The following is a 15,068-nucleotide window of genomic DNA, read 5'->3' on the forward strand; positions in this document are numbered from 1 at the left end:
TCGTCGCCCTTGCTCACGGTGAAGTGGAGGTTGAACGCGTCCGGCAGGTCGTCCGCGAGATCGGTCAGGTCGTGATAATGGGTCGCAAAGAGCGTCGTTGCGCCGACCTCGTCGTGGATGAACTCCGTTGTGGCTCGGGCGATTGCCAGCCCGTCGGCCGTCGAGGTCCCGCGGCCGACCTCGTCGAGAAGGACCAGCGACTCCTCGGTCGCGTCGTGGAGAATATCGGTGAGTTCGGCCATCTCACGCATAAACGTCGACTGCCCGCCGGCGATGTCGTCGGAGGCACCGACGCGAGTGAACAGACGGTCCAGAACCGGGAGTTCGGCCGCGTCCGCCGGGACGAAGCTCCCCGCCTGTGCGAGCAGGCAGATCAGCGCGACCTGGCGCATATACGTCGATTTGCCGCTCATATTCGGCCCAGTGATTACGGCGACGTGCCCCGCCCCGAAGTCGATTCTATTCGGGACGAACTCCGCCTGGGTGCGCTCGACGACCGGATGCCGGCCCGCGTCGATCCGGAGCGTCGCCGCACCCATCTCCGGGCGGACGTACTCAGCACTGGCGGCGACGGCCGCGAACGCCGACAACACGTCCAGGCGAGCCAGCGCGTCGGCGAGCGACTGGAGGCGTTCGGTCTCCTCAGCGACCCGGGAGCGGACCGCCCGGAACGTCTCGTACTCCATCGCGTCGGCGCGCTCGGACGCGGACAGGATCTCGTCCTCGCGGCGTTTCAGTTCCGGGGTGTAGAACCGTTCGGCGTTCTTCAGGGTCTGCCGACGGGTGTAGTCGTCTGGGACCCGGTCGAGATTCGGATTCGTCACCTCGATATAATATCCGTGGACCTGGTTGTAGCCAACTTCGAGAGAGTCAATCCCAGTTCGGTCGCGTTCGCGCATCTCCAGCGAATCGACCCACTCTCGGCCCTCCCGCTCGGTCGCGCGGACCTCGTCGAGATCGTCGTCGAAGCCGTCTCGAATTACCCCGCCTTCGGTGATCTCCTGCGGCGGATCCGGAACGATCGCCCGGTCGATCAGATCGCGAACGCCGGCGAGTTCGTCCAGCGCCGCCCGGAGGTCCGAGAGGGCTGCGGATTCGGCGTCGTCGAGGGCCGCTTTGATCTCTGGGACGACGGCGAGCGTGGCCTGGAGCGACCGGAGGTCGCGGGCGTTCGCCCGCTCGCGGGAGACGCTGGCGGCGAGGCGTTCGATATCGTACACCTGTGAGAGGTAGTCGCGGACGGTCTCTCTGGCCAGCGGGCGGTCGAGCAACTCCGCGACGGCGTCGTGGCGGCGCTCGATTGGAGCAGCCGCAACGAGCGGGCGGCGGAGCCAGGACTCCAGCGTCCGCCGACCCAGAGCACAGGCAGTCCGATCGACGGCGTCCAGAAGCGTCTCACCGCGACCCGGCCGCCTGGAGTCGAACAGTTCTAGGCTTCGCATCGCCGTCGCGTCGATCCGAAGCGACTGTCGAAGGTCGTACCGGCGGACGCGCGAGACGTACGAGAGCGCGCCGTCGTCGCCCTGGGTGTACTCGGCGTACTCAAGCAACGCCCCGACCGCACAGCGCTCCACCGGCGCGTCGAGAACGGCCGTCGGTTCGGCGACGTACGCCGAGAGGGTCGCGCCAGCGCGGTCGAGATCGAACGTCACCGGGTCGCGCTCTGTCACCATCGTCTCGAAGTCGAGCCCCCCGCGGTTGACGGGAGCGTCGGGGCCGACGAGTATCTCTGCGGGCGCGAGGCGTTCGAGTTCCGTCCGGACACGGTCGGCGGGCGCGCTCGTCACCTGACATTCGCCCGTAGAGACGTCAAGTGTCGCGAGGGCGGTCGAGTCCTCAGCGTCGTCACCGGCCGTCTCGTCGGCGACGACCGCGCCGAGGTACGTCGCGCTCGCGCGGTCGAGGAGTTCGTCGTCGACGACGGTCCCCGGGCTGACGACGTTCGTGACTGCGCGATCGACCAGTCCGGTGGCCTCCTCGGCGTCCTCGACCTGGTCGGCAATCGCGACGCGGTACTCCTCCTCCAGCAGCGATTCGAGGTACGACGCCGCGTTGTCGATCGGGATTCCCGCCATCGGGTAGGTGCCCGTCGAGTCCTCCCGCTGTGTCAGCGTCACCTCACAGACCCGCGCGACTGTCTCGGCCGCCTCGCAGAACGCCTCGTAGAAATCACCGACCTGGAAGAGGACGATCGCGTCGGGGTGATCGTCGCAGAGTTCGAGATACTGCGAGAGCATCGGCGTGAGTTCCTCGCGGCGCTCCAACAGCGTCCGCGGGGGCCCTTCAGGCCGCGGCGCTTCCTCGTCGGGCGACGCTGCGCCGACGTCCCCGGTCCTTGTCTCGCTCGTGTCGGACTCGGCGCGTTCCATACCTACCGGACAGCCGTCGAAGAACAAAAACGGACGGGAAGCGAGCGCGAGATAACGTGAGAGTACTCACGGAACTGAGCGGCAAACGCCCGCAAGACAGCGTGGGGAATACCCGTGAGATAGTGATCAAACGCCGGTATCGGACGGGCGTCCGACGGGATGCAGAGCGGATGCAATGGCCCAGCAAAGTTACGTGTGCGGGGCAGTTACAGTAGAGTGAACCGGTATCGTGGGCCGCACGCGGCCCGCTAAACCCGTACTCTGCCCATTTATGAGTGATGCAGACGCCCGATCCGAGATGGAGATGGACTCGGTCTCCCCGCTCGCCGTCGACGAGGCGGCCGAACTGACAACACGCATCGCCGACAACGTCGAGCGCGTCATCGTCGGTCACCGCGACGCGGTCGAGCACATCCTGGTCGCCCTCCTCTCCCGGGGCCACCTCCTCTTAGAGGACGTCCCCGGCGTCGGGAAGACGATGCTCGCCCGGGCCGTGGCGACGTCGCTCGACGGGTCGTTCAATCGCGTCCAGTTCACCCCCGACCTCCTCCCATCGGACGTGACCGGCGTGAACGTGTTCAACGAGAAGACCCGCGAGTTCGAGTTCCAACCCGGCCCGGTGTTTGCGAACGTGGTCCTCGGCGACGAGATCAACCGCGCGCCGCCGAAGACACAGGCCGCGTTGCTGGAGGTGATGGCCGAAGAGCAGGTGACCGTCGACGCGCGGACCCACGCGGTACCGGACCCCTTCACCGTGATCGCGACCCAGAACAACGTCGAACCGGGACAGACCTACGAACTGCCGGTCGCCGAGATCGACCGGTTTGCGAAGAAAATCCGGCTCGGCTACCCCAGCGAGGACGAAGAGACGGAGTTGCTGAGCCGGCTTACCGGCGAACACCCGATCGAGTCGCTCGAACCGGTTGCGAGCGTCCACGACGTCAGGCGGGCGAGAGCGACGGTTTCCGGGGTCACCGTCCGCGAGCCCGTTCGGGCATACGTCTCCCGACTGGCGAGGTACACCCGCGAGCACGCCAGTCTGGGAGCGAGTCCGCGGGGCGCGATCGCACTCGTTCGAGCGGCCCAAGTGCGCGCCGTCTTCGGGGGCCGCAGTTACGTCGTCCCCGACGACGTTCAGACGGAAGCGGCGACGGTCTGGGGGCACAGGGTTCGGACGGATGGCGACGTTCCTGGCGCGACCGTCGTCGAGCGCGCACTCGAAGACGTCGCCGTCGAGTGAGAGCGATCGATGCAACTCACTCGACGGGGATACGCGGTCCTCGCGCTCGTCGTCGCTGGCACCGCCGCAGGTGCGACGTTCGGGCCACGGTCGCTCGATGCCGTCGTCATCCCGGGTATCGTCGGACTCGTCGCTGCGGCCATTCAGGTCTGGCGGGCACCGACGCCGGAGGTCGATCGGCTACTACCACCCGCTGACGTCCCCGGGACGACCGGGTCAGTCGAACTGCACCTCGACGCGTCACAGGCGTATCCAGCGACTGTTCGGGACACCCTCCCGGGCGGTGTGGAAGCGGTCGCCGCCGGCGACCAGGCGACAGAGTCCGACGACCGCGTGAGCGACACGACAGCCGCGGACGATACGGTCTGTGACGCCACGGTTGACGGGTCGGTCACGTACGAGTTGCGGCGGCTACGACGCGGTGCGCACGAAATCGGGCCGGTGACAGTCACAGTCAGTGACGTCCTCGGACTGTTCGAACGAGCGATCCGGTTGGATTGTCGCGATACGCTCGTAGTCTATCCGCGCACCAGGCGGCTCTCGGGGACCGCCGAAGCGACGCTCCGGGCGCTCGCTCGCTCGCAGCAGGCGAACCGACGCGACGAGTTCGATGTCCTCCGCGAGTACATCAGAGGCGACCCGCAACGTGACGTTCACTGGAAGTCGTCGGCCAAGCGCGGGGAACTGATGGTCCGCGAGTTCACCGCAGAAACCGAACCAGAACAGGTCGTCGTCGCCGCCGGCGTCGACGGGTCAGCAATCGGGCGCGGCGACGAGACCCGATCCGACACGGTGTTCGAGCGTGCCGAGTCGACCGCGTCGGCTGCCGATGCGATGGCGGAGGCGGCCGCGACAGTCTCAGTGGCGCTCGTGCGCGAGGGAGCGTCCGTCTCACTGCTGACACCGTCGGGAGAGGTGACCGCCAGCCACGACGAGATGCGCGGACTGCTCGAACACCTCGCCGTCGTGGAGGAAGGCCGACTCCCGAGCGACACCGACGACGTCGACGTCACTGTCGTCGCGTTCGAGGACGGAGTGACCGTCCGGTTTGACGATCGAACTCACCGCTTCGAGGAACTGATCGAGAGCGCCGGAGGTGGGCACAGCCGCGCCGACGCCCGGAGCGAGCGACCGGCGGCGAGTGGTGACCACGACGGCCGATCGACCGGGGTCGCAGCCAGCAGCGCGATCCAACGGGAGGATCATAGATGAGTACCGCAGACTCGAGTGCCTCGCTGACGCGTCGCCTCATCGGGCATCGGACGCTGGCCGTCGTCGGACTGCTGGCGCTGACCTGGTCGTACGCGGGCGTTCTGGGACGCGTTGCCGGCGTCGTCGGCGGCGGTCAGCGGTTCCTCATCGTCGTCGCCGCGGCGCTCGGTCTGGCCCTCCTCGTGGGTCGGTTCGTCGACGCTCGTGTCGCCGTGCTCTTCGCCTCAGTTCTCCTCGGACTCGGATTCGCCGCGTACCTGCTCGCACTGCCTGAAAGCCAACTGCGCCTGCTGACCCCGGGTCGTGCGCTCTCGGACACCGTGGCGCTTTTGACCGGGCTCTCGGTTCTCCGCCTCGTCGGCGCGGGCGTATGGGCGGCGGCGGTGGTACCCGGCCCTGTGTTTCTCTCGTGGTACCTCGCGGTGAGGCGGCGCTACGTCGGCGCGGCGGTCGCCGGCGGGGCCGCGCTCGCGCTGGTGGTGCTCACGGGTGACGCCAACGGCGTGACGACGCTCGTGGGAGTGCTCGGTGCGACCGCGACGGTTGCCGCGGCGACGGTCGAGCGACACCAGATCGAGTTCAGCGGACTCGACACGCTCGTCGTCGTGCTCGCGGCGATGATTGTCGCGTCGGCGACGCTGTCAGTCGTGCCGGGCGCGGCGAGTGCACCGATTCTCCCGGACCGCGGGTCGCCGACCGTCGAGGCGAATCTCATCGACGCCCAGGACCGGGTCGAGATCGTCGGGGAGATCCGGCTTTCTCCCTCGGTGCGGTTCACCGTCGAGAGCGACCGGCCCGCGTACTGGAAGACCGCTGCGTACGACCGGTACACGGGCAGTGGGTGGGTCAGGACTGGATCGACCAGACTCTACGAAGGTCGACTGTCAGGACCCCCCGGGCCGTCCACGACGCTCGAACAGACCGTGACCGCTGAAGACGCGATTTCGATCCTGCCGGCGGCGTGGCGTCCCACGGCGCTCGAGGGGCCGATCGCCGAAGAGGCGGTCGTGACACCGCAGGGGTCGCTCCGGCCGCAGCGGACGCTCGAACCCGGCGAGACCTACAGTGTCCGGAGCCAGGTACCCAACGCGAGCGCCGGACAACTCCGTCGCGCCGGAACCGACTACCCGGGTCGCGTAACCGACTCGTACCTCCAGTTACCGGAGAGCACGAGCCAGCGCGTCCGCGACCGCGCCGGGAACGTCACCCGGAACGCGGAGACGCCGTACGAGAAGGCGGTCGCAATCGAACAGTATCTCGAAGCGAACAAGCAGTACTCGCTCGACGTGCCCCCGCCGAGCGGCGACGTCGCCGACACCTTCCTCTTCGAGCGAGAGTCGGGCTACTGCACGTACTACGCGACCACGATGGTCGTGATGCTCCGCTCGGAGGGCGTTCCGGCACGCTTCGTCACCGGCTACACACCCGGCGAGAGCATCGGCGAGAACAAGCGGGTCGTCCGCGGACTCAACTCTCACGCGTGGGTGGAGGTCTACTTCCCCGACATCGGGTGGGTCCGGTTCGACCCCACGCCAGGCGGGCCACGCCGGACGGCTGAAAACGCCAGAGTCACCGAAGCACGACAGAGCGGCGAGTCAAACGTCGACATCGAGGGATCGAACGGAACGGTCGGACCGCCCTCGGGAGCCACGGGGGAGACGCGCCAACTCCCGATAGGGGCGACGACGGGGAACAGGACGCCGAGTTCCGAGTCCGTGAACGTGACGCCCGGTTCAGGCCCGGGCGGGAGTGCTGAGGCCAGCGTCAACGATTCGTTCCCGATCCCCATCCCGACGCTCCCCTCGCGGCGGACGCTTCTGATCGGCACGGCTGCACTCGTCGGCGTTGCGGCCGGCGCCCGTCGAACCCGGCGTGGCGAGCGCGTCATCCGCTTGCTCTCGGTGCAGTACCAGCGGCGACGGAATCCGACGTCCGACGTCGAGACCGCGTACCGGCGGATCGCGACTGTACTCGACGGTGAGCACCGACCCCGGCGACCGGGCGAGACGCCCCGGTCGTACCTCCAGTCAGTGCCCGACTGGTACCCACACCGTACGGACGTCGTCCGTGTCGGGGAGTTGCACGAGCAGGCGCGGTACGGGTCGGGCGTCGACCGCAAGGAGGCCGCCGAAGCGGTCGCGATCGCCGATCGAGTGGTCAGATCGTCGACGCCAGTCGTGCGGCGATTCCAGTGATAACCCGGGAAATCGGCGGGAGGAGAGGATCGTGAGGCGGAACGACCTCGGCGGCTGTGCGGCTGACGCGGGGTCCCGATACTGTTTAATATCCCCATCTTGTAGATTCAGTTTGTAATGTCGGAAGTCTGCTCGACGTGCGGACTCCCTGAGGAACTCTGCGTCTGCGAAGACGTAGCCAAGGAATCCCAGGAGATCACCATCCGCATCGACGAGCGCCGCTACGGAAAGGAGGTAACGGTCATCGAAGGGTTCGACCCCAAGGACGTGGATATGGACAGCCTGTCCTCGGATCTGAAGTCGAAGTTCGCCTGCGGTGGCACGGTCGAGGATGGATCCATCGAACTGCAGGGGAACCACACCGGTCGCGTCGAGGACTTCCTCCGCGACAAGGGTTTCAACGTCGCGTGACCGATACCTGAACGTCCCGCGTCGAGCGGTTTTTTCGCGCCAAATGTGGAGCGACAGCGACGCCCGAATCAAAAGACTCCTCTGAGTGGGACTGCCCACCGGACATAGTTGACGCTGATTGGTGGGTCGGCGTTTCCCCTCCCTCTGCTGCTCGAAGTGTTCGGACGACGCACCCTCTCGCTGTCGGAGAGGAGCAACAGGTCGGCGACCGCTATCGATGTCCTCCCGGGGCTGTTCACCCTGCTGAGCCTTCTCCTGATTCCCGTGTTCGCCGTCGTGCTGTCCCTCGGCGCGCGAGCGGTTGCCCAGAGGGATCCGGACGATCGGACTGGCCGTCCAGAGCCACTCGAGCAAATCGGCAGGTCGGGTTCGGTGAAGTGAGGCCGATCACGAGGCGACGGAGACGATTGCGAACGCGAGCGTCAGGAGCGCGACGCCGATTCCGAGGAGCGACAGGACGAGCAACTGTGCGCCCAGTTCGAGCAGGATCGCACCTGGAATAGCGGCCGTCGCGATCACGACCCCAACGAACAGGAAGGTGATACCGGCGTCGGAGTCGTTCCAGTACTGTTCGGCTGCTGCGTCGATGCCGACGCCGGTGACGAAGAAGTGGATCCCGAGCGGCACCACCGACAGCGCCGCGTAGCCGACGTCGGTCCACCGCACCGGGATGGTTGTCAGGAGCGCGAACTACCGAAGCGTCACCACGGTCTCGAGATAGAACTGACCGGGAGCCCGGAACAGCGTATCGACGAGTCCGCCCGACGGCGCAGCGGTGAAGGTCACGACGATCGATCCAGCGACGAACGCCCACAGGAGCAAGTAGACCCCGAAAACGAGGAACATATCGAGTGAATTTCCGACGAGCGACAAAAATCCACCGCGCGACGGACAGCGAATCATCGGGGACGGCGCGGTGATCTGCTGCGGTCGGCCTTACAAGTCCGCCCGGGTCGACGCTGTTTCGAGGAGATCAGTTCACCGCGTCGGATCCGTCGGCCGCGAGTCACCGAAGGCGGAGAGTTCCGGCGTGTGGACGTCGCTTCGTTCTCGCCGAATGCGCTCTCGATCCCAGCCGAGCGGAGCGAGCACGCTCTCGACTGCTCTGACGAGTTGAGTTTCGTAATACGCTGGGTCGTACGATTCGGGATCCTCGTGGGCGAGTACGACCCGGTCTCGGGAGGTCCTGTCGTCGTCGACGACGACGTACTCGACGTCCTGTCCCGGGTGGACGGCGATATCCTGGTCGCTCGCCCGTTCGAGTGCGGCCGCGTTTTGGGTGTACTGCGAGTAGGATTCGAGCGGCTTCGAGATCCGGTTCCGTTCGACGAGTCGCTGCGGATCCACGTCTCCCGCGTGCAACTTCGAGATGGCCGTGTCCAGCACTGTCAGGACGGTACTCGCGTCACGCGTGTCGGCGAAGCGTTCGATGCAAGCTCGCTGTGTCGCCGCCACGAAGGCTGGCGTCGATCGCTGTCGTGCCTCGATGCCGCGGATCTTGAACTCGTCTCGACCGGCGACTTTCCCGAAGTACTTCGTCAGCGCGCCCGTCTGGCGCTCTCGCTGCGGAACGAACGCGACCCACTCGTAGTGTGCCTCGTATTCGAGTCGGATGTCGACGACGTCCGTGATCGCCTCGGCGAGCGTCTCGAGGTCGTCGGGTTCGTCGACCGTCGGATCCGGCGTCACCCAGATCGAGTCGACGATGCCGTGGACGACGCGCCAGCCGCCCGCTTCGAGTTGCGCTTTCGCCGTCAGAAGGATCTCCCGAGCGTAAGCGTTGATCGCCTCGTGGCACTCGATCCGGCCGAACTTCGCGTTGCTGAAGCCCTGATACCCGAAGCACGCGACGAGGATCCACTTCAGCGCGTCCGAGCGGCCTTCGAGTTCCCGGAGTCGATCAGTGTCGGGAGATTCACGCGCGTATTCACGATTCATTTGTGCTTTGATCTCGTCGCGAACATCGATAATCGGCTGGAGCACGTCAACGAGGTAGCCTCGGTCCTCGCAGGTCGCATAACCCAGTTCGGGGACGTCCTCGCGTTCGCTGTGGCAGTCACACCGAATCACGTCCGGCGAGACGTTCCGCGTGCAGATGATGTTCGGATAGAGGCTGGAGAAGTCGAGTTCGTGGACGTCGTCGTGGACGCCGACGTCGGGGGCGAAAATGAACCCACCGCGGTCCGCGTCGTGGAGCGCTCCCATTGGTTTGTAGAACTCGTGACGCCAGGAATTCCACGGGACGAGGACGCCGCGGTCGTGGGCCTCGCAGATTTGGATGGCGGTGAGCACGTTCCCGATCGACGCCCACGCGAGTTCCTGGACGGGTTTTTGCGACCGGGAGACGAGGTCGAGGACGCCGTCGAGGTTCGTCTCCCCGTAGAAGAACGTGTTCGACTCGTCGATGATCGCCCGACCAGGGACGTTGTATCGGGCCGGAGAGTGCCCGACCCGACCGTAACTGGCGTACGTGGACTGCCTCGCGAGTTGTTGATACTCGACGTGGGGCCACCGACTCAGGCTGAAGTCCGCTACCCCGGCGTTCGACGCCATCTCGTACAGCGTCGGGATCAGGTGACTCCGCGAACAGACCAGGATGTCGGGGTTGCGGCGATCGACGGCCGCCTGTATCGCCGTCAGAATCTCCGTCGGATCGCCCTGGATCCGCCGCTCGTCGATTGTCACCGCCTCGTAGGGCGACCCCTCCGTCGCAGTCATAGGGACGCTCAGGCGTAACGTGTGAAGTTCCTCGGCGGGCGTCGGATCGATACCGGCCTCCAGACAGTACCGGAACTCCCGGGAGAGATCCACGTTGAAGCACGCGAGGTCACCGAGCGGGAACGCCGGGAACCGCCGCGCCTGGCGCGCGAGCGCCGTCACCCGATCGACGTGCTCGACGTCGACAGCGAGGACGGTCTCCGGATCGCGGCGGAACCCCGGTCGACGGGAAACGATCGCGGTCTCGACGACATCCGGGTGGCGCTCGTAGAACGACTGCAGCGGTGTCAGATCGAGGTCCGCGTCCGGGTCACGGCCGGCGACGAAGAACCGGGGAGTGTACGCCGCGTCGACGGTGACGGTGGCCCCGTCGTCGGTCGCAGCCCACCGCAGAACCCGGCCGTCGTCCAGGAAATCGACGGTGAACGTCATCCGCCGGCCCCAGCGTCGGAGTCGTCCGCCGCCGGCTCGTGCCCGTCGAAGTTGGCTTCGAGTTCGTCGAGTCGTGCTTCGTAGTCGTCGAGCCGCGTTTCTTGATCGTCGAGTCGCCGTTCCTGCTCGAGGTCGATACTGACGAGCGCGGGAAGGAGCGGATTCTGATGGTTCAACAGCCCACTCGCGTCGGCGTGTTCACGGGCATACACGAACAGTCGATCGAACCGAGGGTGCTCGCGACCCCGGAGCGCCCGCCGGAACGTCGCCCAGCGTTCCTCGATCGCCCGCAGTGCGTCCCGATACGTCGGATTCGTTCGCCCCATCTTACCGACCTCCCGCGTGAGCGGCATCGAGCCACGCGTCCTGGAGGGGCTCGGCTGCGAACGCGGTCCGCTCGCCCTCCGCGATGACTCCCGATCCGACCGTGGCTGCTGATCGGGGGACGGTGGTGTCCGTCGGCGTCTCCAGTTCGACCCGGGCGGCGCGTACGCCGAGCAGTTGCCGCCAGTAGGCGAAGGTCGTCTGGTAGGCGGACCCGTCTGCGACGGGGTAGACGAGGGTCTCGAACGCGTCGCCGACGAACCGCGGTCCGAGACGGGTCGCTTCACATTGCAGGTGGTGCGCTGCCGCGGTTTCGATCGCCTCGGCGAACTCGTCGGTTGTCGTTCGCGTCAGCAACACGGGGATATCGTAGGCCTCCGCGTACGCGGTCAATCGGGCGAGTACGCGCGCTTGGAGCGTCGCTGCCTGCCGTTCCGAGATGGTATCCGCACCTCGGTACTGGGCGTCGAGGGCCGGGACGACGACGAGCGACGGCGTCACCGGCGTCTCCTCGCGAACAGTTCGGTTCGCCGCTTCCGAGAGGTCGCACACGGCGCTGTAGTGCTGATACGGCGTAAAGCCGCGGGCGACGTGAATCCGGTCGAGCAGTCGCTGACTGGGCGCGATCCGTGCGAGGCCGGTCGTCGTCGCGTATCCCCTGGCATCGACCCAGAACGCTGGCCCTTCGTGAAGCAGCAGGTGATCCAAGACGAGCGACTGGAGAATCGGTACCCCGCGTGACTGTTCGATATCCAGTAGCACCAGTCCCTCCTCCAGTGCAGGCAACAGCGACGCGTCGGTGGCCGGGTCGGCCCGGTTCACGAGTTCCCGGTTCCGGGCGGCGGCCCGGGTGGGACGGGTGACACTCGTCGTCTCCCCGCCGGTCGACTCACGATGTCGGTGGTGACGCATATCTTCGCAGACACACGAGAATCCGATAAGTAACGGCGTGGCGCTTCCGAGAACTGCCGGGAAGCGAGTTCGCCCGGCTGACTGGGCGCAGCGTATTGATCTGTCCATCGCCGCCGACCTTCCGAGGTCGGTTCCGGGATCGGCGGCCACCCTGTGACGGGATGCAGCGGGCGGGGCAGAGCGGCCCGTCTGTACCTCGGTCACTGACAGAGTGTTGCAGAACGCTACGTAGGTATCGATAGGATAACTGGGGGTGGCTTCACCTACACCGCAAGTAAGTGCTAATACTGTCGCTGTACACCAACTCTCGAATCGAAACAAGCGGGTGCTACTCGGTGGCGGGCGGGTCGACGACCGAGTATGTTCGGTCGCGGCTGGAGCCCCTGGCGTCCAGCAGATTGTACTGCGTCATCTTCGAGAGATACGTCCGTACGGTTCGCTGGGTCCGCGGGTCCTCGACGATGTCGGTATAGCGTTTGTGAATGTCGCTGGGACTCATCGGCCCGTGTTCCCGGAGAATGTCGTACACCGCACGCTGGTGGGGAGTGAGCGATTCGAGGCTCTTCTGTCGTATCTGCGCTCGGCTGTCTTCGGCGGCTTCGAGCAGCATCTCGTCGGTGATCTGATCGGCGTTCTCTCGGTCGGCCGTACTCGCGGCAGTGCGAAGGATCCCGATCGCCAGACGGGCATCGCCCGCGGCAGCGTCGGCGATGCGGTAGAGTTGATCGTCGGTGATGACGCCCTGATCGATTCCCCACGCCACCCGCGCGTTCAGGATGTCGAACAGTTGTTCGTTGTGGTACTTGTCCATCCGGACGTGCTCGCTGGATCGGAGCCGACTCACGAGGCGGTCGTCGACGCGCCCGAACAGTTCCTCTTCGTTGTTCGCGATACAGATGACGGCAAACTGGCGAATCGTGTGGAGATGATAGATGAGCCCGGGGTCTTCGAGTTGGTCAGCCTCGTCCAAGATGACGACTGTCCGCGACTCGTCGTACTGTTGCAGTCGATCGATGAGTTCGTCGTGGGGGGTCGACTGCCGATGAACGTCGATCGTCTGTCCGAGGTCGTCGAGAATCTGATAGAGGGCCCGGAACCGGGTGTAGTTCTGCCAGCAGTTGACGTACGTCGCTTCGACGTCGAGGACCTCCTCTCTGAGTCGTTCGATGACGAACTTCGAGAGACAGGTTTTGCCGACGCCGCTCGGACCCGTCACGATGACGGTATCGGCGGGCTCATCGTTTGTGATCGGTTCGAGGACGCTCGAGAGGTGATTCACTTCAGCGTCGCGATGCTCGACTTCGCGAGGCACAAAACCGGCGCGGAGAACGCGAGCATCACGGATCATACACTCGTCAGTTGAGGAATGCAGTCAGCGGTACTAAATACTGACTGGGTCGTTTCCGGAAACGACGGCTCGCTAAGCCGGTCACCCCGGATATCCTGCTATGGGGGGTTCTGTTTGCGGAAATCCGCTATTTCAGGTAATTTCCGGAAAGCGGTACTCGCTTGCGGCAGGCTGATCGAGCGAGGGAGCGCGAAAGAGCGTGCGAATAGCTATCAGTCCCCGAGAGGAATTATTATAGACGATTGCACACGATACAGTGTATGCGACTACCGGAGACTCGAGACGTCTTTGTGCGCGAGTTGACGTTCCCGACGACAATCGACGCCGTAATCGAGACACTGGGCGACGAACAACTGAAAGCCCCCAACGGGGAGTCAGAGACCATCGCCGAAGTGCTCGACCACTGTGAACAGGAGACGTTTCGATCGGCGGACGAACTCTACAACGAACTGCTGACGTTCGTCGGTGAGGGGTTCATCGGACGGAAGTACTACGACGACAGGGGGACACAGACGACCGAGGACGAGGAGGTGTCCTTCTGATGTCGGTCGCACTCCTCGCAGGGGTCCCCGGAGTCGGGCTCTCCTCGATGGCCGAGCAGACGCGCCGGGACCTCGACGACGACTATCTGCTGATCAACTTCGGGGACGCGATGCTCGAACAGGCCGCGGCGCAGGGTCTCGCGACATCCCGATCGGAGTTGGCGTCGCTCTCGCGCGTGGAGACTCGGCGACTCCAGCGCCGAGCGGGCGAGTACGTCGCGGACAAAGCCGAAGGCAGCAAGGTGTTGTTGACGACCCACCTCGCCGTCAGGACCGATGCGGGCTTCCTCGCAGGCCTGCCGGACGCCGTGTTCCACGACGTGAACCCGGATCTGTTCGTCCTTGTCGAGGCCAGTCCCAAGACGATACTGAGCAGACGCGCCGATGCGGACCGCGATTACGACGACGTGAGCCAGCACGCAATCGAGTTCGAACGGGATCTCAACCGGACGGCAGCCTTCGAGTACGCGGTCGAGGCCGACGCCCCCGTTGAGTTGGTCGAGAACGAGGACGACGTCGATGTCGCAGCAGCGGCCCTCACGGAGGTTCTCCAGACGGGGCTGTGACTGTCGGTCTCGATTCTGCGCTGTGAGCCCTCTTCTCCCGACAAGAGAATGTGGTCGCGAGAGCGGCTCACCGGCCGGTGTAGCGGCTGTACTTCGAGTGCACCAGATCCGAGTTCGAGGAGTCGGACGTGCGCAGATCCCGCTCCGGACGATCGCTCGTCGCGACTGGCATCGGCTGTCAGCAGTTCGAGTCGGGTGAGGAGCATATGTACGTGGGGACCGTACAGCCGCGTATGGTTCAGGATCAAGAGCAGGACGTACAGAACGCAGATGTGAATCCGGTCGGCACCTCGTTCGTCGGTGGGTTCCTCGGAACGGTGGCCGGACTACAAAAAAGCGGCGTTGGAGGAGCCGTGATCGGCGGATTAGTCGGCGGGACCGCGGGGTACGTCGTGGGCGCGGCCGCGAACGCGGACACCCGACCGGATCCAAGTATGGACGTCGATCCCGTCACAATCTCGACCGGCGAAGACCACGAGCGCGACGAGGAGGCAGTCGACGGGCGCGACGATGCTGATGAGACACCCGACGACACCGCCGATGAGGATCACGGCACCAGTATCGAGGTCGAGACGGCCGACGAGGCCGAAGAAGCGGACGATGACGCGGGCGATGCCGACGAAACGACGGACGAAGAGGAGTAGGGCACTCTCCGGCGAAAAAGCGAAGCCTTTCTCAGAGATCGAAAAAAGAATTGGTGCGCTGAGACCCTCGCGAGCGCAGTGAGCGGAATGCCAGCGAGGGGACGAGGCGAACGGAGTGCGTCGAGTGTGCTCGCTGGGATTCTGTTCCGCCGCTT

At 65.5% G+C, this 15,068-nt stretch carries 14 protein-coding genes; 7 read left to right on the plus strand and 7 right to left on the minus strand.

Going from position 1 to position 15,068, the window contains the following annotated elements; genetic code table 11:
- The coding region (mutS, locus tag ABEI27_RS10710) for a DNA mismatch repair protein MutS (RefSeq protein WP_375799398.1) at nucleotides 1–2,369 on the minus strand (2,369 nt) is incomplete at its 3' end.
- Nucleotides 2,370–2,640: 271 nt separating this feature from the next.
- Between mutS and ABEI27_RS10715 the strand changes: the two genes are divergently transcribed.
- From ABEI27_RS10715 to yciH, 4 genes are all read left to right on the plus strand, one after another.
- Nucleotides 2,641–3,609 (plus strand): AAA family ATPase, encoded by a 969-nt coding sequence (locus ABEI27_RS10715; RefSeq protein ID WP_375799399.1) that lies wholly within the window; start codon nucleotides 2,641–2,643, stop codon nucleotides 3,607–3,609.
- A gap of 9 nt (nucleotides 3,610–3,618) precedes the next feature.
- The gene (locus ABEI27_RS10720; RefSeq protein ID WP_375799400.1) at nucleotides 3,619–4,821 is read left to right on the plus strand and encodes a DUF58 domain-containing protein; all 1,203 of its coding nucleotides are present in this window, start codon (nucleotides 3,619–3,621) and stop codon (nucleotides 4,819–4,821) included.
- Nucleotides 4,818–7,016 carry a DUF3488 and DUF4129 domain-containing transglutaminase family protein gene (locus ABEI27_RS10725; protein WP_375799401.1) on the plus strand — a complete coding sequence of 733 codons (2,199 nt, stop codon included), beginning with the start codon at nucleotides 4,818–4,820 and terminating at the stop codon, nucleotides 7,014–7,016. The genes ABEI27_RS10720 and ABEI27_RS10725 overlap by 4 nt, the downstream gene beginning before the upstream one ends.
- Before the next feature lie 117 nt (nucleotides 7,017–7,133).
- The gene (gene yciH, locus ABEI27_RS10730) at nucleotides 7,134–7,427 is read left to right on the plus strand and encodes a stress response translation initiation inhibitor YciH (protein ID WP_049985144.1); all 294 of its coding nucleotides are present in this window, start codon (nucleotides 7,134–7,136) and stop codon (nucleotides 7,425–7,427) included.
- A 387-nt stretch (nucleotides 7,428–7,814) separates the two neighbouring features.
- Here yciH and ABEI27_RS10735 read toward each other — a convergent pair whose 3' ends face one another.
- The 6 genes from ABEI27_RS10735 to ABEI27_RS10760 all read right to left on the minus strand — a co-directional run bounded on the left by ABEI27_RS10735 (nucleotide 7,815) and on the right by ABEI27_RS10760 (nucleotide 13,161).
- Nucleotides 7,815–8,093: a hypothetical protein gene (locus ABEI27_RS10735; protein WP_375799402.1), complete on the minus strand. Its 279-nt coding sequence runs from the start codon at nucleotides 8,091–8,093 to the stop codon at nucleotides 7,815–7,817.
- Between the two features lie 24 nt (nucleotides 8,094–8,117).
- On the minus strand, nucleotides 8,118–8,273 hold the full coding sequence (locus tag ABEI27_RS10740; RefSeq protein WP_375799403.1) for a hypothetical protein: 156 nt from the start codon (nucleotides 8,271–8,273) through the stop codon (nucleotides 8,118–8,120).
- Between the two features lie 132 nt (nucleotides 8,274–8,405).
- On the minus strand, nucleotides 8,406–10,577 hold the full coding sequence (locus ABEI27_RS10745; RefSeq protein WP_375799404.1) for a type B DNA-directed DNA polymerase: 2,172 nt from the start codon (nucleotides 10,575–10,577) through the stop codon (nucleotides 8,406–8,408).
- Nucleotides 10,574–10,903, minus strand: a complete 330-nt coding sequence (locus ABEI27_RS10750) for a hypothetical protein (RefSeq protein WP_375799410.1) — start codon at nucleotides 10,901–10,903, stop codon at nucleotides 10,574–10,576. The genes ABEI27_RS10745 and ABEI27_RS10750 overlap by 4 nt, the downstream gene beginning before the upstream one ends.
- Before the next feature lies 1 nt (nucleotide 10,904).
- Nucleotides 10,905–11,813 carry a hypothetical protein gene (locus tag ABEI27_RS10755; protein ID WP_375799405.1) on the minus strand — a complete coding sequence of 303 codons (909 nt, stop codon included), beginning with the start codon at nucleotides 11,811–11,813 and terminating at the stop codon, nucleotides 10,905–10,907.
- Between the two features lie 328 nt (nucleotides 11,814–12,141).
- Nucleotides 12,142–13,161: a Cdc6/Cdc18 family protein gene (locus ABEI27_RS10760; protein ID WP_375799406.1), complete on the minus strand. Its 1,020-nt coding sequence runs from the start codon at nucleotides 13,159–13,161 to the stop codon at nucleotides 12,142–12,144.
- Between the two features lie 260 nt (nucleotides 13,162–13,421).
- On the opposite strand from ABEI27_RS10760, the gene ABEI27_RS10765 reads away from it, so the two are divergent.
- The 3 genes from ABEI27_RS10765 (at nucleotide 13,422) to ABEI27_RS10775 (ending at nucleotide 14,913) form a co-directional block, all read left to right on the plus strand.
- Entirely contained in the window at nucleotides 13,422–13,703 is a 282-nt protein-coding gene (locus ABEI27_RS10765) for a hypothetical protein (protein WP_375799407.1), read from the plus strand.
- Nucleotides 13,703–14,269, plus strand: a complete 567-nt coding sequence (locus tag ABEI27_RS10770) for an adenylate kinase (RefSeq protein WP_375799408.1) — start codon at nucleotides 13,703–13,705, stop codon at nucleotides 14,267–14,269. The genes ABEI27_RS10765 and ABEI27_RS10770 overlap by 1 nt, the downstream gene beginning before the upstream one ends.
- Before the next feature lie 233 nt (nucleotides 14,270–14,502).
- Nucleotides 14,503–14,913, plus strand: a complete 411-nt coding sequence (locus ABEI27_RS10775) for a hypothetical protein (RefSeq protein WP_375799409.1) — start codon at nucleotides 14,503–14,505, stop codon at nucleotides 14,911–14,913.
- The last annotated feature ends 155 nt before the right edge of the window (nucleotides 14,914–15,068 follow it).

The sequence above is a fragment of the Halobellus sp. genome, assembly GCF_042218505.1.
GTDB lineage: Archaea > Halobacteriota > Halobacteria > Halobacteriales > Haloferacaceae > Haloquadratum.

Coding starts and splice junctions, on each gene's coding strand:
- ABEI27_RS10715 (WP_375799399.1), top strand. CDS start 2,641: ATGAGTGATGCAGACGCCCGATCCGAGATGGAGATGGACTCGGTCTCC.
- ABEI27_RS10720 (WP_375799400.1), top strand. CDS start 3,619: ATGCAACTCACTCGACGGGGATACGCGGTCCTCGCGCTCGTCGTCGCT.
- ABEI27_RS10725 (WP_375799401.1), top strand. CDS start 4,818: ATGAGTACCGCAGACTCGAGTGCCTCGCTGACGCGTCGCCTCATCGGG.
- yciH (WP_049985144.1), top strand. CDS start 7,134: ATGTCGGAAGTCTGCTCGACGTGCGGACTCCCTGAGGAACTCTGCGTC.
- ABEI27_RS10740 (WP_375799403.1), bottom strand. CDS start 8,273: ATGTTCCTCGTTTTCGGGGTCTACTTGCTCCTGTGGGCGTTCGTCGCT.
- ABEI27_RS10745 (WP_375799404.1), bottom strand. CDS start 10,577: ATGACGTTCACCGTCGATTTCCTGGACGACGGCCGGGTTCTGCGGTGG.
- ABEI27_RS10750 (WP_375799410.1), bottom strand. CDS start 10,903: ATGGGGCGAACGAATCCGACGTATCGGGACGCACTGCGGGCGATCGAG.
- ABEI27_RS10755 (WP_375799405.1), bottom strand. CDS start 11,813: ATGCGTCACCACCGACATCGTGAGTCGACCGGCGGGGAGACGACGAGT.
- ABEI27_RS10760 (WP_375799406.1), bottom strand. CDS start 13,161: ATGATCCGTGATGCTCGCGTTCTCCGCGCCGGTTTTGTGCCTCGCGAA.
- ABEI27_RS10765 (WP_375799407.1), top strand. CDS start 13,422: ATGCGACTACCGGAGACTCGAGACGTCTTTGTGCGCGAGTTGACGTTC.
- ABEI27_RS10770 (WP_375799408.1), top strand. CDS start 13,703: ATGTCGGTCGCACTCCTCGCAGGGGTCCCCGGAGTCGGGCTCTCCTCG.
- ABEI27_RS10775 (WP_375799409.1), top strand. CDS start 14,503: ATGGTTCAGGATCAAGAGCAGGACGTACAGAACGCAGATGTGAATCCG.